The organism is Luteibacter sp. UNCMF366Tsu5.1, assembly GCF_900119235.1.
Lineage (GTDB): Bacteria > Pseudomonadota > Gammaproteobacteria > Xanthomonadales > Rhodanobacteraceae > Luteibacter > Luteibacter flocculans.
Window position 1 is genome coordinate 1 of record NZ_FPIS01000002.1, and the last position, 19,266, is coordinate 19,266.

Sequence of the window (19,266 nt, forward strand, 5' to 3'; positions counted from 1 at the left end):
AGCAGATAGGTTTCGAAACGGCGATTGAGAAGGAATCGTCGAGTGAGGTCGGCCCGATCGTCGAACTCGCGGAAGGCGATACCGTCGGGCGCATCGGGGGTGTAGAGCACGACGCGCGCCACGGCATTGCGCTGACGTGCGGCGATCATGAAGACGCCGGTCAGGGGCGAGCCCTTGTAGGTGAGCTGATGGACGACGATCTCGTGGCGCTCGACCTTGGCGCGCTGAGCGGGGTCGGGGTGATCGAGTACGGCCTGGACCCATTGGAAACCGCGTTCCAGGCGGTCTTCCATAAATGAGCGGGGCTCGCTGGTATCGAGGTAGGACAGGCGGGCATCGGCCGCCTCGAAGCGCATGCGCGCCTTGAGCACATCCGACGCCAGGGCGCGCTGCAGGAGGCCTTCGGGGCTGCGGCCCAGGGCTTCGTCCAGATGTTGCGCATAGGCATTGGGCAGGTCCAGGTCGCGGACGATGTCGCGCAATACGTCGGCAGTGATGTCATCTTGCGGCGAGCCGTCGGCATGGACGACGGACAAGCCATCGGTTGGTAGAGAGCTGATGTTGCGGAAGGCCAGTTCGACCAGCGAGAGCTTCTCGGAAGGGAAGCCTCGAAAGAGAGTCGCAACGGGGTTGGCGATCGTACGGCGCGAGTGGGCGACGTAGAGGGCATGTGCCGGTGCGTCGATGCCGCGTTCCTTGAGCGCCTTGGTGAGCTCGGTTTCGGCGAAGGTAACCATGGGCGGGATGACCTCGAGCGCATTCGCCTGTCGCCAACTGTTGCGGTAGGCGGTGGCGGCCTGCTGCCACTGTTCGCGGACCTTGGCCGGCTGCCGGGCCAGGCGTTCCTGATCGTGCCGGACGGCCAGGGCAAGGTCACGGTGGCGCACGATGGCGTGGGTGTCGAGCAGTGGGTGCAGTTGGATCGCCGCCTGCAGGGGATCCTGCAGATCCTTGTCGGTGAGGGCGCGGTCGTACGCGGCGGCAGCACGCTCGCGGTGGCGTGCGATGAGGCGACGTGCCAAGGTGTCGAAGACCTCGCCGGTGAGCGGGCGGGAGTCGAGGAAATATGAGTCGAGATGGGCCTCGATCACGTCGGCGTCGACACCAGGCAGTTTGCCCTTGTCGGCCAGTTGCCGGCGGAAGCGCTCCTCGACCTCGCGGTAGAGCATGTCGAGCGAGTCGAAGACCTCCCAGCCGCTATCGGCCAGGAAGAGCAGCGCCTGGCCGGGCTGGCGATCATCCTCGACCACGAGCGCGCCGGCATAGGGCGTGGTGCCGACGAGCAGCTCGCGCGCACGCAGGCCGTCGGGCAGGGCACCGTCCTGGCGCGGAAGGCGGGCGACGATCGCCGCAGCCTCCGCGGAGAGCGTGCCGTCGTTGTGGCGGAGGGCGGCAACGTCGCGTGCGGCCTGCCCTAGGCGTCGGCCCAGGATCTGGCGGCGGGCAGCGACGGCCTCGCCGGCGGTGTGTTCGACCGGGGTTTCCCAGAAGGTATCCAGTCCGGCGAGAAATGCCTCGCGATCGGCCAGCGTACGCGGCAGTTCCCAGAGTGCGTCCTGTTGATCGACCAACCATTGCTGGGTGTCACTCATGCGCTGGAGCATGTCGACCGCGGCCTGATTGGCGTGCGAGACGTGAGCAGGCGGTGCCTGCGGGGGAAGCATGTCCATGGCAATCCTTGGCGTGGGGGGAGCGCCAAGGCTAGGTGGGCGTAGACCCTCCGTATGTCCGCGGGCGGCACCTAGCGCGAGCGCCTTTTCCCTGGCGCTTGCGTAGGCGGAATCGGACTCGTTGGTTCTGCTTAGTGAGGTCTGTCGTGACGGGTGTGTTCGTTGGCAACGTGGCGATCATGCAGCGATTCGCCCGCGGAGCCGTCATCGGGATCGACAGGGGGGCGGGCATCGAGGTCGCGTTCGTTCTCGCCGCCGGGCGTGATCTTCAGGATCGAGTGGCGCACTTCGCGGGCAAGAATGACCCGTGCGTCACGCACCATGTCTTCCAGCGCGTCGCTAAAATCGAGTTTGCCGGCATTGTCGGTCCATACGACCTTGGCCTCGCGCAGCTTCTGGATGAAGCCACGGAACAACGCCTTGTCGAAGAACTCCGGTGCCGACAATTCGTTGAGCAGGCTGAGGCGCTGCGCCGTGAGCGTGCACGCCGTTTCCAGTTCGCCCGCACTCATCGTATGCGGCCCGTTCTTCACCAGGGCGGCAATGGCGATGTAGTAGCGCTCGAAGGCCTGCAACATGGCGCGCGCGATGACGCGCAACTGATAGGCACCATCGTCCTGCCCAGGCCCGCGTTCGAGCACGCGTCCTTCCGAGCTGGCCTCCAGCAGGCCGCGACGGACGAAGAATTCGATCGTGTGCTGCAACTGGTCGGCGAAGCCGTCCTCGTCCCAGGGCAGGAACAGCTCGCCCTGGATGAACGGGTAGATGATGCGACCAAGGCGCAATACGGACGAACGCGACATGCGCCGGTTGTTGAGGAAGCACGCAGCGACCCACGCGGCTGCTGCGTGAAGGTGCAGCACGTTGTTGCGGAAGTACGAGAGCAATACCGCCTGTTCGCCGTCGGTCACGAGCACGTCGCCCAGCGGGTGACGCACGCGACGAATCCAACCCATCTGTTCGCCGTAGGCAACGATGCCCTGCGGATTCATCGGCGTAACGGTCACGCGGTCGGAGTAAGGCAACTCTTGCAGCAGTGCCTTGCTCAGTTCGAGCTGGGCCAGCAGATCGTTTTCCGCCATGGCGTGCTTTGGCGTCGCCAGCAACGCGAGCGCGAGCAGGTTGATCGGGTTCACGTCCGCCGCGCGATTGATGTTCACCTGGATGCGTTCGGCGAGGTCGTCGACCACGCTGTTCATCCATTCCGGTTTCACGTCGGGGTCTGCGGTGGCTTCACGCCAGTTCGGCGCGGCCTCGTCGAGCATGGGCGTCAGCAGGATCGGCTCGCCGAAGTTCAGCGTGACGTGGCCATAGCGCTGACGCAGCACTTTCAAGCCGCGGATCAGGCCCAGCAGCGATTCCTTTTCCTTTGGCTTGCCGGACAGTTCGCCGATGTACGACTTGCCCTCCATGAGTTTCTCGTAGCCGATGTAGACCGGCTGGAACATCACGGGACGTCGTGGCGCGCGGAGGAAGGCGCGCAGTGTCATCGCCAGCATGCCCGCCCGTGGCGCAAGCAACCTGCCGGTACGCGAACGGCCACCTTCGATGAAGTATTCGAGCGGTACGCCGCGATCGACCAACTGTGCGAGGTATTCGTTGAACACCACCGAGTACAGAGCGTTGCCCTTGAAGCTGCGGCGCAGGAAGAACGCACCACCGCGACGGAGGATGGGGCCTACGACCGGCAGGTTGAGGTTCACGCCCGCTGCGATGTGCGGTGGCACCACACCGGAGTGGTGCAGCTGATAGGACAGCAGCAGATAGTCGGTATGACTGCGATGGCACGGCACATACACCACTTCATGTCCCGGCGCGGCGGCGCGTGCCTTGTCGAAGTGATGCATGGCAATGCCGTCGTAGAGCTTGTTCCAGAAATTGGAGAGCAGGAACGACGACGAGCGTACGACGGGGTGCGAATAATCGGCTGCGATCTCGAGCGCGAAGTCGCGCGCACGCCGCTGCGCCTTCGCGAGCGTGATGTTTTCTTTGCTCGCCGTGGCGGCAATGGCGTCACGCACGGGCCCGGTGTTCAGAACGGCATCTACGACGGTGCGGCGATGCGAAAGATCGGGACCAATGACCGCCGCCCGGATGCGTCGGAAGTGCGTACGCAGCACGCGGGCGATCTTGCGCGTGAGCCGTTCTGGCGTCAGACCGCCGGACTCGGCAAGCACGGCACGCAGCGACACCGGCGTGGAGAAGTGCACCACCGTGTCGCGTCCGTTGAGCAGCAGCGCAAGCATGCGGCGGAAGCGGCCCACCACCAGCCAGTTCTCCGCGAACAGCACGCTGAACCAGCCACTTTCGCGGTTGGGCGCGCGGCCGACGTAGATCGACACGGGCACGATCTGGATGTCGCGCGTCGGATCGTCTTCCAGTGCACGGATGAGCTGGCCGATGGGTTCCTTCGGGCCGCGCGCATCGGTGCGGCCGAATAGCCAGCCCTCACGGCGGCTCAGTGAGAACACCGAGCGACGTCGCCGTACCGGGAGGTCGAGCAATTGCATCGGGCTCGGCAAGCCCGCCTCGCGGCAGGCCCGCTCCAGGATCAGCGCATCGGAGGTGCCGTCGCGCTCGATGGCATAGCAGACGGCCACACCGCTGTGGAGCAGGGTGGCGGGCTCGGCGGGGTCGCGCTTGATCCGCACCCAGGGCTCGAGCATGCGCCCCAGTAGCTTGAACCACCAGGGCGATCGGGCAACGTGGACGTGCGGGTCCGCACTCATCGGAAGTTCTGACATCCGCCGATTGTAAGGCTCAACGGCCCCGTGCGCCCGCCACCGGGATGCCCGCGGCTTGTTCGGGCGGCGCCGCTGCGCTGGCGGGGCCGGCCGGCGCACTGGTGGCCGGGGCGGGTGGCGTGAGCTTTGCGTGCTCGTCCCTTACGCGTTGCAGCAGGTCGCTGTCGTACCAGCGGCCGTCCAGCAGAACGAGGGTCGCGTCGGTCTGGATCGGCTTGTCCAGCAAGGTGTAGGTGATCTTCACATGGGCGGAGCCGCCGCTGATCTCGAGCGTGTCGATACTGATCGAGTCGAAGGTCTTGTCGATGGACAGCCCATAGACGTCGAGCAGGCGCTTGAAGCCCAGCCACGCCGTGGACCAGGTCGCCATGGATTGCTCGAAATTCATCGTATGCAGGGCATCCGGCGTGGACAGATTCGCCTTGCGCGCGGTATCGACGAGCACCGCAATGGCTTCCTTCGCCTTGGCCTGGTCGCCCCAGTCGATCGTCTGCGTCCAAGGCGCCACGACGTTCACGGCCTCACGGAGCTGATGCTTCTGCGAGACCGTGAGGTCCGTGGCCTGATCGATCGCCGTCAACGCCATCGACTGCCCCATGCCCGAGACGAGCGGCATCTGGCTCTTGTACTCGCGGTCGAAGCGGACCAGCGTGGGGCGCAGGTCGGCGAAGAGCTTCTTTTCGGCATCCGGCTCGGTGAGTCGCTTCAGGCCTGCCGCGAACTTGGCGCGGTCGTCCGGATTCAACGGTTCGGCGGCCTCGTTACGTCGCGGCCAGTCCGCGCGAAGCGTCGCGAAATCCGCAGGCGGCAGCGCATGGCGCCAGAACGCATCGAACTTGCCGTCGCGGAGCAGGATCAGCGATTCGCGCGCTGCATCTTCGGGCGAGCCGCCGCCCGGCGTGGCAGACACTTCGTCTTTTTGCTTGCCGCAGGCGGCGAGGAACACGAGGGCCAGCAGCAGGACCCAGGACCTGAACATGAGGAGGCGTCGTCAAACCGGGGGCGGGGAGCGTAACAAGAAAAAACCCCGGAGACGCGAGGTCTCACGGGGTTATCCAGCCCGAAGCCGGAAAGGGAAATGGCCTTGCCTGCATTGCTTTTGGCACCGCAGGTTTCGGCGGAAGGAATGATAGTTGGCTGACATTGCTAAAGCAATACGTCAGCTTTTGAGACTTAACTCACTGATTTTACTTAAGGCGAAGCGCGTCCAGTTTCTTCTGGCGACGCTCCTCGCGCGGCAGCGTGTAGTCATTGTCGAACAAAGCGCTTTCCCACGCGCCGTAGGTCGGGTTCGGCAGCACGAACCAACGCTCGCCGATCCAGGCCGTATAAGGCGCCATGGCGCGGGTGCGGGCGTCTTCGGTATTGCCGGGAATATTGGCGAAGTCGGCGATCTGGTCGCCGAACTGCATCAGCACGCGATATTTCTGCGCCACGAGCTGACGACGACAGCCTTTTTCGCTGCCGACCTGTTCGCAGCCTTCCACGAAGGTCCCAAGGCCAAGGAAGGACGACTTGTCGGCGACCGGGAATCCAGCGGAACGAAGATTGGCGAGCGTCGGCTCGTCCAGGTCCTTGGCGCGGTTGGAGATGTAGATGACGGCGATGCCGTGCTGCGCAGCGAAGTTCGTGAATGCCACGGCGCCCGGCATGGGCTTGGCGATGGCTTCCTGGCACCACGCCGCCCACTCGGCCTCGTTGAATTCCCCGCCCGAGCGGATGAGCCGCGCCTGGTACGGCGAGTTGTCCAGCACGGTCTCGTCGATGTCGAGCACCACGGCCGGCTTCAATCCCTTCAGCGAGGGATGCGCGGCGCGATCGTCCTTCGGCAGCGCGTCCCAGTTCGGATCGCTCTTCGCCTTGAGGAGTTTCTCCTGCGCATCGCGATAGGTCTGCACGAAGATGAAGTCGTGCTCGCTGGCACGCTGCGACCAAGCCACCGCGTTGAGGTTGTCGTCCGCCGCCGGTCCGGCGGCTGGCGCGGCAGGGGCGGCCTGTGCCACCGCGGGAGCAGGTGCTGCGGTCTGCGGCGCATGGGCGCAGCCGGCGACTGACAGAACGGCCGCGAGTGCGACCGGGACGAACTTCATCATGGGAACCCCTGGCAAAACGGGCACCGCGCCCGTGGGGCGGCGATTGTCGAGCGAGTTTACGACAGCGTGACGACGGGGGCCTAGGGATCCCACCGCTACCCGGCGACGAATGACAGCTAGTCGCCACCTCTGGCGCCCGGCCCCCACGTCCTGACAGACTGCGCCCTCATCCACGACGAGACCGCTCATGGAAGCCGCCCCCTCGCGGACGCACGCCGTGCGCATCGCCAGTTACATCGCCGCCGGACTCGGCCTGTTCCTCGTCCTTTACCTGCGCCTGCTGCCCGCCCTGCTGGCGGGCCTGCTGGTCTATGAGGTGGTGGTCTCCACGGCGCCGCTCATGGGTCGGCGGCTTTCGGGCGATCGCGCGCGCGTGCTCGCCGTCGCGCTGGTCGGCGTCATCGTGGTGGGCTTGCTCACCTTGTTGGTACTTGGCGGCATCAGCTTCTTCCGCAACGAGATCGGCAATCCCGAGGAACTCTGGCAGAACCGGCTCATGCCGCTGGTGGAGCGCGCCCGGCAGCAACTGCCGCAGGCCGTGGTCGACCGTCTGCCCGACAGCGTGGAAGCTCTGCGCATCACCGCGATGGACTGGGTTCGCTCGCATGCGGTGACGCTTCAGTTGGCCGGCAAGGAGGCCGTGCGCGTCGTGGTGCACATCATCATTGGCCTGGTGCTCGGTGCGATCGTCGCGCTCAGCCGCACGCGGCCGACGCATCAGGTGGGGCCGTTTGCCGCGGAGCTCAGCCTGCGCAGCGCCCGTCTGGCCGATGCGTTCCACAACATCGTCTTCGCGCAGATCAAGATCTCACTGTTCAACACGTTGTTCACGGCGATCTACCTCGTCGGCGTGTTGCCCCTGTTCGGCGTGCATCTACCGCTGACCAAGACGCTGATCGTCATTACCTTCGTCGTCGGACTGCTGCCTGTGATCGGCAATCTGTTGTCGAACACAGCCATCACCATCGTCGGATTGTCGGTATCGCTTTACGTCGGCCTGGGGGCGCTCGCGTTCCTCATCGTCATTCACAAGTTCGAGTACTTCCTCAACGCGCGGATCGTCGGTAGCCAGATTCGCGCCCGGGCGTGGGAGCTGCTGGTGGCGATGCTGTTGTTCGAGGCGGCGTTCGGTTTGCCGGGCGTGGTGGCCGCACCGATCTTCTATGCCTATCTGAAGGCAGAGCTGGAAGCCGAGCACCTTATCTAGCGTTCGCCAGGCGCAGGGGCATCGGCGGCGCTTGATCTCGCTTTCATCGCCTGGCTGCTGGAATCGCCGCACATTCGAGGAGTTGCAGCATGCTCGGTACCGCCGGAGACACCCGCGCCATTCGCATCGCCACCTATATCCTGGCGGCGCTGGCCTTGTGGGGCGTTCTCATGCTTCACCTGATTTCCGCCTTGCTGGCGGGGCTGTTGGTCTACGAGGTGGTCGAGGCGCTCACGCCGCTCATTCGCCGCATCGCTCCAAGTGAACGTGCGCGACCGATTGCCGTAGCGGTCGTCACCGTCGTCGTGGTGGGCGCCATCATCCTGATCGTGGTGGCTGCGCTCAGCTTCTACCGGCGCGATCTAGGCGATCCCCAAGAGCTGTGGGACACGAAGCTGCTGCCCTTGCTCACCAAGGCCCACGAGCAACTGCCTGCGTGGTTGACGGCAAACCTGCCGGATAGCTTCATCGACTTCCGCGACCAGGGCATGACCTGGGCGCACGATCACGCGGGCGATCTGCGCCTGGTGGGCACCACGGCCGCGCGCGTGTTCGCGCATATCCTCATCGGGCTCGTGCTCGGCGCCATCGTGGCCGTGTCGCATGGGTCGGGTGGACGACCGACCAAACCGCTGTCGTTCGAACTGTCGACGCGCACCGCGCGCCTGGCGCACGCGTTCCACAACATCATCTTCGCGCAGCTGAAGATCTCGGCGATCAATACCGCGCTGGCGGCACTGTTTCTTCTCGTCGCGTTGCCGTGCTTCGGCATCCACGTGCCCTTGGCGAAGACGCTGGTCATCGCCACCTTCGTGGTCGGTCTGCTTCCCGTGGTCGGCAACCTCATATCGAACACGCTGGTGACGATCGCGGGCCTTTCTGTGTCGCTGTGGGTTGGCGTGGCCGCGCTCGCCTTCCTTATCGTCGTGCACAAGCTGGAATACTTCCTCAACGCGCGGATCGTCGGCGGACAGATCCGTGCACGCACCTGGGAGCTGCTGGTGGCGATGCTCGTGTTCGAGGCGGCCTTCGGGCTCGCCGGCCTCGTCGCCGCGCCCATTTACTACGCCTATCTCAAGAGCGAACTCGAAGGCGAGGGGCTCGTCTAGCCTGTACTAGGGATTGCCGGCAAGCATGGCGCGGATGCGCGCCATGTGCGTCGCAGCGGTCTCCTTCTTGACCTCGGCGTCGGCTTCCGGATCTTTCCCGTCCCAGTGCAAATCATCCTGCGGCAGCTCCTGCAGGAAGCGGCTGGGATCATTGGAAAGGATTTCACCGTACTTGCGCGACTTCGCCGCGAACGACAGTGTCAGCATTTCCTTCGCACGCGTAATGCCGACGTACATAAGGCGACGCTCCTCATCCAGGCGGCCCTCGTCGATCGCGCCTTCGTGCGGCAACGTGCCGTCCTCGCAACCCACGATAAAGACGAAACGGAATTCGAGGCCCTTCGCCGAGTGCAGCGTCATCATGCGCAACGCGTTGCCGGGGTCGTCCCGATCGGCATGGCTGAGCAGCGCCAGTTGCGCGGCGATGTCACCGGTGCGTCCGCCGTCCTTGCCCATGGCGCGGAACCAGTCGACCAGTTCGCGCAGATTGCCGAGCCGGCGTTCGCGCAAGGTCTCGTCGGGTGTCGTGGCGGCGATCTGCGCGCCGTAGCCGGTCTTCTCGATCACCGTGTTGACGAGGTCCGCCGCACTTTCATGCACGGCATGGCTGCGCAGTTCGTCCATCAGTCGCGCGAAGCCTGCCAATGCCGAAGCGGGACGTGGCGAAAGGGTCTTCAGTACGGCGTCGCTGCGCGCGGCATCCAGCAGCGATGCGTTGCGCGACTGGGCCGCCTGACCGAGTTTCTCCAGCGACGTTGCACCGATCTCGCGCTTCGGCACGTTGACGACGCGCAGGAATGCTGCATCGTCGGTGGGATTCGTGAGCAGGCGCAGGTAACAGAGGATGTCTTTCACCTCCGCGCGGTCGAGGAACGAGAGCGCACCACTCAGGTGGTACGGCACACGCGCTAGGCGCAGTGCCTTCTCGAGGGCTCGCGCCTGGAAATTGCCGCGATAGAGGATGCAGAAATCGTCCCAGCGAACGCCCTTGTCCTTGTACTTCTCGTGCAGGTTGGCCGCGATGGCGGCAATGCGCTCGGCCTCGTGCTCGTTGTCCTTGCATTCCAGCACGCGGATGGGCGGACCTTCGAGATGGTCGCTCCAGAGCTTCTTCTCGTGTACGTGCGGGTTGTTGGCGATGAGGTGGTTCGCGGCGCGGAGGATGCGTTTCGCGCAGCGGTAGTTCTGTTCCAGCTTGATCACACGCAGGTTCGGAAAATCACGGCCGAGCTGGTCGATGTTTTCCGGGTTGGCGCCGCGCCACGCATAGATGCTCTGGTCGTCGTCTCCCACGCAGGTAAAGCGCGCCTTCGGTCCGGCGATGGCCTTGAGCAAGCGGTATTGCGCGTCGTTGGTGTCCTGATATTCGTCCACCAGCAGGTAGCGAAGGCGCTCCTGCCAGATGGCACGCGCCTCGTCGTCCGTCTCCAGAATGCGCAGCGGCAGGCGGATCAGGTCGTCGAAGTCCACGGCATTGAACGCCGCGAGTCGCTGCTGATACAGATCGTAGATGGTGGCGGCCTCGATCTCGCGCGGGCTGCGCGCCGCCGCCATGGCTTCCTCGGGTGTCATGCCGGCGTTCTTGGCGCGACCGACCAGGTTGCGGATGCCGAGGATCACTTCGGGTTTCACGCCCTTGGGCGAAAGCTCCTTGATCATGTTGGCGCTGTCGTCCGCATCGAGCACGGAGAAACCACGACGCAGCCGCGCCCGATCGTGCTCGATCTGCAGGAACTTGAGACCCAGGGCATGGAAGGTGCAAACGGTGAGCGCCTTCGCGGCGCTTTCCGAGATCAACCGACCCACGCGCTCACGCATTTCCTTCGCCGCCTTGTTGGTGAAGGTGATGGCGGCGATCTTCTCCGCGGCCAGGTGACGGCGCGAGATGAGATGCGAGATCTTTTCCGTGATGACCCGGGTCTTGCCGGAGCCGGCGCCGGCCAGCACGAGGAGAGGGCCGTCGCAGTATTCGACAGCCGCGTGTTGTTGCGGATTGAGCATGGTGTCGACCGGGACGGGCGAGGCCACGCATGGTAGCAGGTGCGCGGCGCGGGGTTGAGTCGGGCTGAGCCGGCCTCCGGCCCGCTTTTCGCTACCATAGGAGGCTACGATCGCACCGAGTCGGGCATGGCCAAGCTCTATTTCTATTATTCGGCGATGAATGCCGGCAAGACCACGACGCTGCTGCAGAGCGCGCACAACTACCACGAGCGCGGCATGCGCACGTTGATTCTCACGCCCGCGCTGGACCATCGCTTCGGCGAGGGCATCGTCGCCTCGCGGATCGGTCTGCAGGCCCGCGCCATGCGCTTCGCTGCGGACGACGACCTCTTCGCGATGGTCGAGGGCGACATCGCGCGACGCGGCGCGCTCCACTGCGTGCTGGTGGACGAGTCCCAGTTCATGAGCAAGGCGCAGGTCTGGCAGCTTTCCGACGTGGTGGACCGGCTGGGCATCCCCGTGCTGGCCTACGGGCTGCGCACCGACTTCCGCGGCGAGCTGTTCGAGGGCAGCAAGTACCTCCTCGCCTGGGCCGACGATCTCGAGGAAATCAAGACGATCTGTCACTCGGGGAAGAAGGCCACCATGGTCGTCCGCGTGGATGAACACGGCCGGGCGGTTACCCAGGGGCCCCAGGTTGAGATCGGCGGCAACGACCGCTATGTCTCCGTGAGCCGCGCCGAATTCAAGAGCATTACCGGTGGTGGCGGCCGTATCGAGTTGCAGCAGCCCGTGCTGCCGCTCGGCGAAAACGATCCCGATGAAGGAACCCACGCGTGACCGAGACGACGACCCACGCCGCCGAATGGCCGCGCCCCTACTGGCAACCGAGCGACGAGCAGGCAGTCCTGCTGTTCTTCGTGTTTGGCGCCTTCCCCGAGGATCTCGCCATCCCCGCCGTCCGCTACGGCAGCCCCGGGCTTCCCGAGGGCGTGGAATTGCAGCGTGTCCAGAATGCGGTGCTCGCGAAGTGGGAGGGTTATCCGCTCTCCGGCGCGCTTGGTGAGTTGTTGCGCGAAGACAATCCGGACGCCTATGAGGCGGCCCGTAGCGCGCCTCATGTGATCGCCATCCGTGGCCGCTTTCCGGACAAGTCCACGCTCGATTACCTGCGCGACACGCTTGGCGTGGTCGCCGCGCTGACCGATGTGGGTGGCAAGGCGGTGGTCGATCCGCAGATCCTGACGTTGTTCGACGCGGCCGGTTGGCGTGAGCACTACCTCGTGCCCGGTGGCGCGCCGCCTCGGCACCACGTGCTGATCCTGTGCAGCCCGGAAGAGGCGAAAGGCCGCTCGTGGATCCGCACGCGCGGCATGCGCAAGTTCGGCCGCCCGGACGTCAGCCTGACCAACGTGCCCGACCGCGAGATCGATCGCGCAGGAGCCCTGGCCGAAAGCTTCGTGGAACTGGGCGCGCTGGGCGCCCAGTTCGACCCCGAGCAGCGAATCGAAGTGGATGGCGTGGCAGGCGGTCTGGCCGTCACCCTCTCGGGCGACGAGGAAGACCCTCGCTTCAACAACACCCACGCGGCCATGCGCTGGCCCGACTGAGGTCCGGCTACGACGCCTTGCCCGGTCAGGGCGAGGTGTCGGCCGGCTGCATGCCGAGCCATTCCACGAAGGCATCCACGTCGCCACGTTCGTGGAAATCCACCGCCACGTAGTTCGGCTTGCGCATGGCGGCCGGGCGACACCAGGCGACGTAACGCTCGTGCAATGCCGCGAAGTCGTTGTCCTTCTCGGCGTGCGACGCGGACGGCACGCCGTGGAACTGATTCATCGTGAACAACGGTCGCCAACCCGGCTTGCCGGGAATCTCTGCGCGCCGCAGCGGCACCACGTTCTCGCCCCATCGGCTGTAGCAGCGGTAGTCGTGCGTCAGCGACACCGTGCCGAGGCTCCAGTAGTTCTCCACCGTGAAATCCTCGCTGGGCATGATGTGCACGCCGCCCGCCCGCGTGAAGAAGGCGCCGCTCTGATCGCGGTTGAGGGTGAAGATGAGAATGCGCTGGCCGCTCTTGACGATCTCGTCGTAGGTCGGCCACGTGTCGGTTTGCCAGGCGTAGGGGTCGAATGTCTTGCCGACGAGTTCCGGCATATGGTCGAACTCGGCGCGAAGCTGGCGACGATCGGTGAAGTCATCCAGTTGAAGCGTGAGGATCGCGTTCGGATCGGCGTCGAGGAACGGCAGCAAGGTGTCGTTGACGAGATCGGCGAACGTCATGGACGACGCGCTGGTACAGACGTTGTGACACAGGCGCACGCGTCCGTTGCTGTAATGCAGATCGAGCATGAGGCCGCGCACGCCTTCGCGTAGCTGCTGCGCGATCGGCTGGCTCTGATTTGGCAGCATGCCGTTGTACGAGAACGCGTTGTGGGTCGTGACCCAGCTATAGCGGTCGAAGCTCTGCGTCGTATCTGTCGGCGTGGTGGCCGCGGCGCTGCCGGTGTGAAACGACAACGCAATAAGGCCGAGGCATCCTGCGGCGAGGTGGGCGAGGTTCATGGCATGCCTTCCGTGGGTGGGGAGGGGAAAGTCTAGGAACCCTCGCCCGTGCCCCGCCGTCAGGCTAGGCCGACTCGCGTTGTAGTCCGTGCTACTTCTGGCAGGTCGCGCAGTAGAACGACGCGCGCTGACCGAGCGTCACCACGCGCACCGGATGGCCGCAGATCTTGCACGCGTCGCCGGCACGTCCGTACACGAAGAGTTCCTGAAAGAAGTAACCCGGCGCGCCGTCCGGTGCGAGAAAGTCGCGAAGCGTCGTGCCGCCGCGATCGATCGCATAGGCCAGGATGCGTTTCACCTCGGCAGCAAGCCGTGCGTAGCGCTCGCGCGAGACCTTTCCCGCTGCGCGGCGGGGATCGATGCCTGCAGCGAACAAGGCCTCGCTCGCGTAGATATTGCCGACGCCGACGACGACCGCGTTGTCCATCAGGAAGGTTTTCACCGCAGCCGACCGGCCTCGCGAGAGTCGCCACAACACGTCGCCGTCGAAATCGTCGGTGAGCGGTTCCGGTCCGATGCCTTCCAGAAGTTCGTGCGTTTCTCCTGGCATCTGCCAGAGCAGGGCACCGAAGCGGCGCGGATCGGTGAAACGCAACACGTTGCCGGTGTCGAAGGCGATGTCCACGTGGTCGTGCTTGCCGATCGGTGTGGTCTCGGGGAGGACGCGCAGCATGCCCGACATGCCGAGGTGAAGCAGTGCGGTGCCCGCAGCAGTGGGCATCAAGAGATATTTCGCGCGACGTTCAACGGCCTCGATCACCTGCCCGGGGAGCAGCGTGGATATTTCCGGCGGAATGGGCCAGCGCAGGTCGGGACGACGCAGTACCACGCCCGTGACGCGTCGTCCCACGATGTGAGGGGCGATGCCGCGGCGCGTGGTTTCGACTTCGGGCAGTTCAGGCATGACGCGAAGATGGGGCGGAATGCCCGCCCGTGCAAGCGATGTCGTCGACGTCAGCGCGCGCTGGACGAGGGGGCTGCCAGCGAGTCGGCGCGAGGCGGGCGAGGCAATGCCTGCGCCGGAACGATGGCGATCTGCCGGTCGACCCGTACGTAGCGTTGCTTGCGCAACGCCGTCATGTCGCCGAACTCGATGCGGGTGTCGTTCAACGTCAGCACCGCGACCGGCGGCGCCAGGCCGATCTTGGCTGCGTCGAATTCGCTCGCGGGCCGCCATGACGCCACCGGCGTGGCGGCGAGTGCCGCCAGATCCTCTGCCCGCCCTTCGTCCGTGGCTGCGGTGGCGCTCGTCCAGCGCCCATCGCGGCGGTCGAAACGCTCCGGCGGCAGTCCCTTCAGCGCGACCTCGATGTGATTCACCGCGTCGGGATCGAGCGCGGTGAGCCGATGCGCCTGGGCGTCTGCTTCGTCCGCATGCCACTGCCATGCGACCGCGGCGACGAGGACAACGAGCACCACCAGGCCAATGAGTCGCGCCTTCACCTCAACGCCGCCTCCGGCGCCAGGCGATGCCCACACCCATGCCGAGCAAGATCAGCGGCAGCGCCACGAGGAAGGTAAAGCTCAAGGCGTTCAGGCCATCCTGCGACAGCGACACCACGCGATCCGGCGCACCGCGCGTAGGCAGGTCCACGAGCACGTCGTCACCGAGCAGCCAGTCGAGCACCCGTTCACCAAGCGCGCGGTTGCTGCCGTTGCCGACATAGGTATTGGACAGAAAATCCCCATCGCCGATGACGACGGCACGCTGCTCGCTCTTGGCCGGGCTGGGCGACAGTCGGTTCAAGGCGAACGCGAAGTCCAGCGGACCCTTCAATTCGCCCGCCTCGGGATGGAAGGCGACGGTGGAGGGATGGTCGTTGTCGATGCCGCCAAACGCGGTCCAGCTGCGTTCCCCGGAGCGCAGGAACGGCACCACGGCCCAGTCGTGATCCGAGACCTGGGCCAGGGCCGCGACCTGCGGGAACAGCGTCGTATCGCGGAAGGCGCGGGTGATGGCGTGGAAGGGGTAGTCGCCGACGACGACGATGCGCGGGTCGTTGACGTTGAGCGTGCTGCCCTGACCGTCCACGAGAACACCGGGCAGCACGCGTACGCCGAGCACGTCGGCTAGCGCACCGGTGCCGAGATCCTCGTTGCCCGGTTCGGTAAGCCAAAGAAGGTTGCCGCCGCCACGCACGTAGTCGACCAGTGCGGCGACGCTGCCCGCCGGCAACGGCGCGACCGGGCTGGCGAGCACGACGAGATCGGTGTGCTCGGGTACGCCCTGGGTCTGGCTGAAGTTCAACGGCACCGCGCGGATGCCGCGGCGTTCTACCTGGCTCATGAAGAGGCCGAGGTCCGCATTCGCGTGCCCGTCCGCCTGTCGCTCGCCGTCGCCCGTGACGAAGGCAACGATGCGCTCGCCGCCACGCGCCAGGCGCTCCAGCGCATTCGACAGATTGCGTTCGTTGATCGGGCTTTCGACACGCTCCTCGCGCCCCCGATAGCGCACGAGCAACGCGCCGTCGCCGGCAATGCCCAGTTGTCGCGAGGCGGCCGGATCCAGGTCGGGATCGACGAAGGACAGCGTGAGATCTTTTTTCGCGCGGGTATAGCGTTCCAGCACGGCTGCGATCTGTTCCCGAAGGGGGCCGGTCGGCGAGATGTAACCCACCACCGATACCGGGCCCGGCAGGCGATCGAGGACCGCGACGCTCTCGGGCGCGAGGCTGGCGCGTGCGCCGCGGGTCCAGTCGAAGGTCCAGCTGTGCCGCGCGCTGAGAAACCCGATGCACCCGGTGGCCACCACGAGACCGAGAAGAACGAGCCAGCGATCGAGGCGACGCATCACTGGCGCTCCCGGTCACTGCCGAGTCGGCGCGTGGCGAGAATGAGGGGGAGCGTGATCGCCAGGGCGAACCAGACCAGATCGCTGGTGACCACGAGGCCGCGAAGCAGATTCTGCAGATGTGTCGCCAACGTCAGCCATTCCAGAAACCCGCCGTTGACGCCGGCGGCCTGTGCGCCGCGGTCGATCGTCCACAACGCCAGCGTGATGATCAGGGCCATGGCGGCCGCGATGGCGGGAAAGGACGTCGCGGCCGAGCAGGCAATGCCGATGGCGGCAAGCGTGGCGAGCATGAGCGCGGTGCCCAGCGTCGCGGACACTAGTTTGCCCCAGTCGGCGGTCGACCCGGCGCCGACCAGCAGCGGCATCGCCAGCGTGGCGAGCAGCCAGAGGACGAGCCACACCAGTACGGCCAGGTATTTGCCCATGACGATGCGCCAAGGGGCGAGTCCGGTAGATGCCAGCAGCGCAAGCGTGCCGGTGCGCCGTTCGCCCGCCAGCAAACCCATGGTCATGAGCGGCACCACCAGGAACGCCAGCTTCGCCAGTTCCGCCAGGAGTGGAATGGCGACCAGATCGGTAAATCCGGGGGCATCGGCCACGGCGGCCAGTTTGACCTGCGCGCCGAGGAACTGCCCGAGTCCGAGCACGAAGGTCCAGGCCAGCCAGGCGATGGTCAAAGCCGCCAGTGCCCAGGCCAGCGGGCGTACGGCAAGACGGCGGAGTTCCAGTCCGGCAACCGCGGCGACGGTCATGCGGCGGCTCCGGTGGCGATCGAGAAGAAGTGGCGTTCCAGCGAGGCGCCGTCACCATCACGGCTCAGCGGCGCGTCGTAGCGGAGTCGGCCCTCGTGGAGAATGACGACGCGGTCGCACACGGCCACCACCTCGGCGAGCACATGCGTGGACAGAATCACAGCGGCACCGGCCGCCGCTCGTTCGCGGATCACCTTGCGCAGCTCCCCGACCTGAACGGGGTCGAGCGCATTCGCGGGCTCGTCGAGGATGAGCAGGGCGGGGTCGTGGACGAGCGCGCAGGCCAAGCCGAGACGCTGGCGCTGGCCCTGGGATAGCACCCCGGCCAGCCGGCGGCGTAGATCGCCCAGTTGCAGCCGCGCGAGCACGCTGTCCGCCGCCTGGCGTGCCTGGGCGCGCGTCATGCCGCGCAGGCGACCGAAGGCGACAAGGTGTTCCTCGACTGAAAGCTCCGGCCAGAGAGGCGCGTTCTCAGGTAACCAGCCGACCAGGCGACGGGCGATATCGGGCTGCGACACGAAGTCGCGGCCCCCGAGATCGATGCGCCCGCTCTCGGGACGAAGCGCCCCTGCAAGCATCGCCAAAGTGGTGGATTTCCCCGCGCCATTGACGCCAAGAAGCCCCAGTACTTCGCCGCGGTTCAGGGAAAACGAGAGGTCGGCCACGGCGGCGCGACCCGCGCGGCGACGGGAAACGGACTGCACATTCAGCAAACCGCTATCGATCATGGGCGAACGGCACCGATCTGCGGCGTACGCGCGGGATTACGCGCCCAACAGGGCAATCGATCTTGAACTCGCTGAACGAGCGGGCAGTGTGTCATCGGGCGATTGTGCGGAATGGCCCGTCCCGACCACAACAGCGCTCTTCACATTTTGCCGATCTCCGTGCTGGTGGGTACGGAAGGGGCTCGTTAGACTGGTGACGCAAGAACCCTTTCACTGCCGCGCGGTAACGACTCCATGTTCGACACCCTGCTCGATTTCCTCGCCAACGGACTCACCCGCGCAAGCTGGGGCGAGATGTTGGTCTATGTGCTGGTGGTCACCCAGCTCACCATCTTCACGGTGACGCTTTATTACCACCGTAGCGCGACCCATCGCGGTGTGGACTTCCATTGGATCCTCAACGGCTTCTTCCGTTTCTGGGGCTGGCTGACGACTGGCATGGTGGTGAAGGAGTGGGTTGCCATCCATCGTAAGCATCACGCCAAGGTCGAGACCGAGGAAGATCCGCACAGCCCGCAGATCTTCGGCATCAAGAAGGTCTTCCTCGACGGCGTGTCTCTCTATCGTGAGGCCAGCTACAACAAGGCCGACATGGAGAAGTACGGCCGCGGTACGCCGGACGACTGGTTCGAGCGCACGCTGTTCGGTCGTCATCCCTACTGGGGTCCGACGCTGATGGCGGTGATCGACCTCTCGCTGTTCGGCGTGGTCGGTCTCGCGATCTGGGCGATCCAGATGATCTGGATTCCGTTCTGGGCCGCCGGCTTCGTCAACGGCATCGGTCACTGGTGGGGTTACCGCAACTTCGAAAGCTCCGACACGGCGACGAACATCTCGCCCTGGGGCTTCTGGATCGGCGGCGAAGAGCTGCACAACAACCACCACGCTTTCCCGAGCTCGGCGAAGTTCGCGCTGCGCAAGTGGGAGTTCGACATCGGCTGGGCCACCATCTGCGGCCTGCGCTTCGTCGGTCTCGCCAAGGTACTGCGCGTGGCGCCGACGCTGAACATCCGCCCGAACGTGCACCTGCCGGATGCCGAAACGCTCAAGGGCGTGCTGGCGCTGCGTTTCCAGGCCACCACCGATTACTACCGCAACGTGATCCTGCCGACGATGCGCGAGGAAATGGCCCAGGCTGGCGACAGCATCAAGTCGGTGCCGCGTCGCCTGCGTCGCGCCCTTGCCGATGGCGGCCGCTGGCTGGACAACGATGCGCGCGAGCGCCTGCAGGCCGCGATTGCCAATCGGCCGGCGTTGAAGACGGTCTGCGAATTCCGTGCGCGCCTCGTGGCGTTGATGGAAGAGCGTGGCGCCGACAAGTCGCTCAAGGCGCTGCAGCAGTGGATCGTCGAAGCGGAGCAGAGCGGTATCCGTTCGCTTCAGCAGTTCGCACAGCGCTTGAAGGGTTACTCGGCCGTCGGCGCGTAATACCGCGGTCGTGACGCAAAGCCCCGCCGTCGAAAGACGGCGGGGTTTTTTATTGGTCCGTCGCGCAGAAGGACACCTGTGGGATCCGCCATGGCGGCGAGAAGCCAACGAAGCGATGAAGCCGAAACCCTCATCGCCCGGCCTTCGCATCACCAAACCTCAAGGCAAGCTTCCCCTCGCCGCCATGGCGGCTCCCACAAGAGCGCCTGACACCTGTGGGAGCCGCTACAGCGGC

General features: G+C 65.5%; 16 protein-coding genes. 5 read left to right on the forward strand and 11 right to left on the reverse strand.

Annotated features, from left to right (window positions below):
- The 4 genes from BT115_RS09235 to BT115_RS09250 form a co-directional block, all read right to left on the reverse strand.
- The coding region (locus tag BT115_RS09235; RefSeq protein ID WP_218184745.1) for a dermonecrotic toxin domain-containing protein at positions 1-1,670 on the reverse strand (1,670 nt) is incomplete at its 3' end.
- Positions 1,671-1,801: 131 nt separating this feature from the next.
- On the reverse strand, positions 1,802-4,414 hold the full coding sequence (gene plsB / locus BT115_RS09240; RefSeq protein ID WP_255369397.1) for a glycerol-3-phosphate 1-O-acyltransferase PlsB: 2,613 nt from the start codon (positions 4,412-4,414) through the stop codon (positions 1,802-1,804).
- A 16-nt stretch (positions 4,415-4,430) separates the two neighbouring features.
- On the reverse strand, positions 4,431-5,393 hold the full coding sequence (locus tag BT115_RS09245) for a hypothetical protein (RefSeq protein WP_072322340.1): 963 nt from the start codon (positions 5,391-5,393) through the stop codon (positions 4,431-4,433).
- Positions 5,394-5,601: 208 nt separating this feature from the next.
- A complete protein-coding gene (locus BT115_RS09250; RefSeq protein ID WP_072322341.1) occupies positions 5,602-6,507 on the reverse strand; it encodes a 5'-nucleotidase, lipoprotein e(P4) family in 906 nt (301 codons plus the stop codon).
- 187 nt (positions 6,508-6,694) lie between these two features.
- On the opposite strand from BT115_RS09250, the gene BT115_RS09255 reads away from it, so the two are divergent.
- Together BT115_RS09255 and BT115_RS09260 are read left to right on the forward strand one after the other, a co-directional pair.
- Complete coding sequence (locus BT115_RS09255; RefSeq protein WP_072322342.1) at positions 6,695-7,714, forward strand: AI-2E family transporter; 1,020 nt, start codon at positions 6,695-6,697, stop codon at positions 7,712-7,714.
- An 89-nt stretch (positions 7,715-7,803) separates the two neighbouring features.
- On the forward strand, positions 7,804-8,823 hold the full coding sequence (locus tag BT115_RS09260) for an AI-2E family transporter (RefSeq protein ID WP_072322343.1): 1,020 nt from the start codon (positions 7,804-7,806) through the stop codon (positions 8,821-8,823).
- Positions 8,824-8,829: 6 nt separating this feature from the next.
- Here BT115_RS09260 and BT115_RS09265 read toward each other — a convergent pair whose 3' ends face one another.
- A complete protein-coding gene (locus BT115_RS09265; RefSeq protein WP_072322344.1) occupies positions 8,830-10,824 on the reverse strand; it encodes a UvrD-helicase domain-containing protein in 1,995 nt (664 codons plus the stop codon).
- Between the two features lie 126 nt (positions 10,825-10,950).
- Between BT115_RS09265 and BT115_RS09270 the strand changes: the two genes are divergently transcribed.
- Positions 10,951-11,604 carry a thymidine kinase gene (locus BT115_RS09270; RefSeq protein ID WP_072322345.1) on the forward strand — a complete coding sequence of 218 codons (654 nt, stop codon included), beginning with the start codon at positions 10,951-10,953 and terminating at the stop codon, positions 11,602-11,604.
- Entirely contained in the window at positions 11,601-12,374 is a 774-nt protein-coding gene (locus BT115_RS09275) for a hypothetical protein (protein WP_072322346.1), read from the forward strand. The genes BT115_RS09270 and BT115_RS09275 overlap by 4 nt, the downstream gene beginning before the upstream one ends.
- Positions 12,375-12,399: 25 nt before the next feature.
- Here the strand turns inward: BT115_RS09275 and BT115_RS09280 are convergent, their stop codons facing one another.
- The 6 genes from BT115_RS09280 to BT115_RS09305 form a co-directional block, all read right to left on the reverse strand.
- Positions 12,400-13,329, reverse strand: coding sequence for a hypothetical protein (locus tag BT115_RS09280; RefSeq protein WP_072322347.1), 930 nt, complete (start codon positions 13,327-13,329; stop codon positions 12,400-12,402).
- A 91-nt stretch (positions 13,330-13,420) separates the two neighbouring features.
- Positions 13,421-14,233 carry a bifunctional DNA-formamidopyrimidine glycosylase/DNA-(apurinic or apyrimidinic site) lyase gene (gene mutM / locus BT115_RS09285; RefSeq protein WP_072322348.1) on the reverse strand — a complete coding sequence of 271 codons (813 nt, stop codon included), beginning with the start codon at positions 14,231-14,233 and terminating at the stop codon, positions 13,421-13,423.
- 50 nt (positions 14,234-14,283) lie between these two features.
- Positions 14,284-14,772 carry a hypothetical protein gene (locus BT115_RS09290; protein ID WP_072322349.1) on the reverse strand — a complete coding sequence of 163 codons (489 nt, stop codon included), beginning with the start codon at positions 14,770-14,772 and terminating at the stop codon, positions 14,284-14,286.
- 1 nt (position 14,773) lies between these two features.
- Positions 14,774-16,120, reverse strand: a complete 1,347-nt coding sequence (locus BT115_RS09295) for a GldG family protein (RefSeq protein ID WP_072322350.1) — start codon at positions 16,118-16,120, stop codon at positions 14,774-14,776.
- Complete coding sequence (locus tag BT115_RS09300; protein ID WP_072322351.1) at positions 16,120-16,875, reverse strand: ABC transporter permease; 756 nt, start codon at positions 16,873-16,875, stop codon at positions 16,120-16,122. The genes BT115_RS09295 and BT115_RS09300 overlap by 1 nt, the downstream gene beginning before the upstream one ends.
- On the reverse strand, positions 16,872-17,603 hold the full coding sequence (locus BT115_RS09305) for an ABC transporter ATP-binding protein (RefSeq protein ID WP_072322352.1): 732 nt from the start codon (positions 17,601-17,603) through the stop codon (positions 16,872-16,874). The genes BT115_RS09300 and BT115_RS09305 overlap by 4 nt, the downstream gene beginning before the upstream one ends.
- Before the next feature lie 234 nt (positions 17,604-17,837).
- On the opposite strand from BT115_RS09305, the gene BT115_RS09310 reads away from it, so the two are divergent.
- Positions 17,838-19,031 (forward strand): DesA family fatty acid desaturase, encoded by a 1,194-nt coding sequence (locus BT115_RS09310; RefSeq protein WP_072322353.1) that lies wholly within the window; start codon positions 17,838-17,840, stop codon positions 19,029-19,031.
- Positions 19,032-19,266 lie beyond the last annotated feature (235 nt).

Bases quoted from the DNA above. Each gene is read 5' to 3' on its own strand.
- BT115_RS09260 (WP_072322343.1), top strand. From the start codon at position 7,804: ATGCTCGGTACCGCCGGAGACACCCGCGCCATTCGCATCGCCACCTAT.
- mutM (WP_072322348.1), bottom strand. From the start codon at position 14,233: ATGCCTGAACTGCCCGAAGTCGAAACCACGCGCCGCGGCATCGCCCCT.
- BT115_RS09270 (WP_072322345.1), top strand. From the start codon at position 10,951: ATGGCCAAGCTCTATTTCTATTATTCGGCGATGAATGCCGGCAAGACC.
- BT115_RS09295 (WP_072322350.1), bottom strand. From the start codon at position 16,120: ATGCGTCGCCTCGATCGCTGGCTCGTTCTTCTCGGTCTCGTGGTGGCC.
- BT115_RS09280 (WP_072322347.1), bottom strand. From the start codon at position 13,329: ATGAACCTCGCCCACCTCGCCGCAGGATGCCTCGGCCTTATTGCGTTG.
- BT115_RS09265 (WP_072322344.1), bottom strand. From the start codon at position 10,824: ATGCTCAATCCGCAACAACACGCGGCTGTCGAATACTGCGACGGCCCT.
- BT115_RS09310 (WP_072322353.1), top strand. From the start codon at position 17,838: ATGTTCGACACCCTGCTCGATTTCCTCGCCAACGGACTCACCCGCGCA.
- plsB (WP_255369397.1), bottom strand. From the start codon at position 4,414: ATGTCAGAACTTCCGATGAGTGCGGACCCGCACGTCCACGTTGCCCGA.
- BT115_RS09250 (WP_072322341.1), bottom strand. From the start codon at position 6,507: ATGATGAAGTTCGTCCCGGTCGCACTCGCGGCCGTTCTGTCAGTCGCC.
- BT115_RS09305 (WP_072322352.1), bottom strand. From the start codon at position 17,603: ATGATCGATAGCGGTTTGCTGAATGTGCAGTCCGTTTCCCGTCGCCGC.
- BT115_RS09255 (WP_072322342.1), top strand. From the start codon at position 6,695: ATGGAAGCCGCCCCCTCGCGGACGCACGCCGTGCGCATCGCCAGTTAC.
- BT115_RS09300 (WP_072322351.1), bottom strand. From the start codon at position 16,875: ATGACCGTCGCCGCGGTTGCCGGACTGGAACTCCGCCGTCTTGCCGTA.
- BT115_RS09245 (WP_072322340.1), bottom strand. From the start codon at position 5,393: ATGTTCAGGTCCTGGGTCCTGCTGCTGGCCCTCGTGTTCCTCGCCGCC.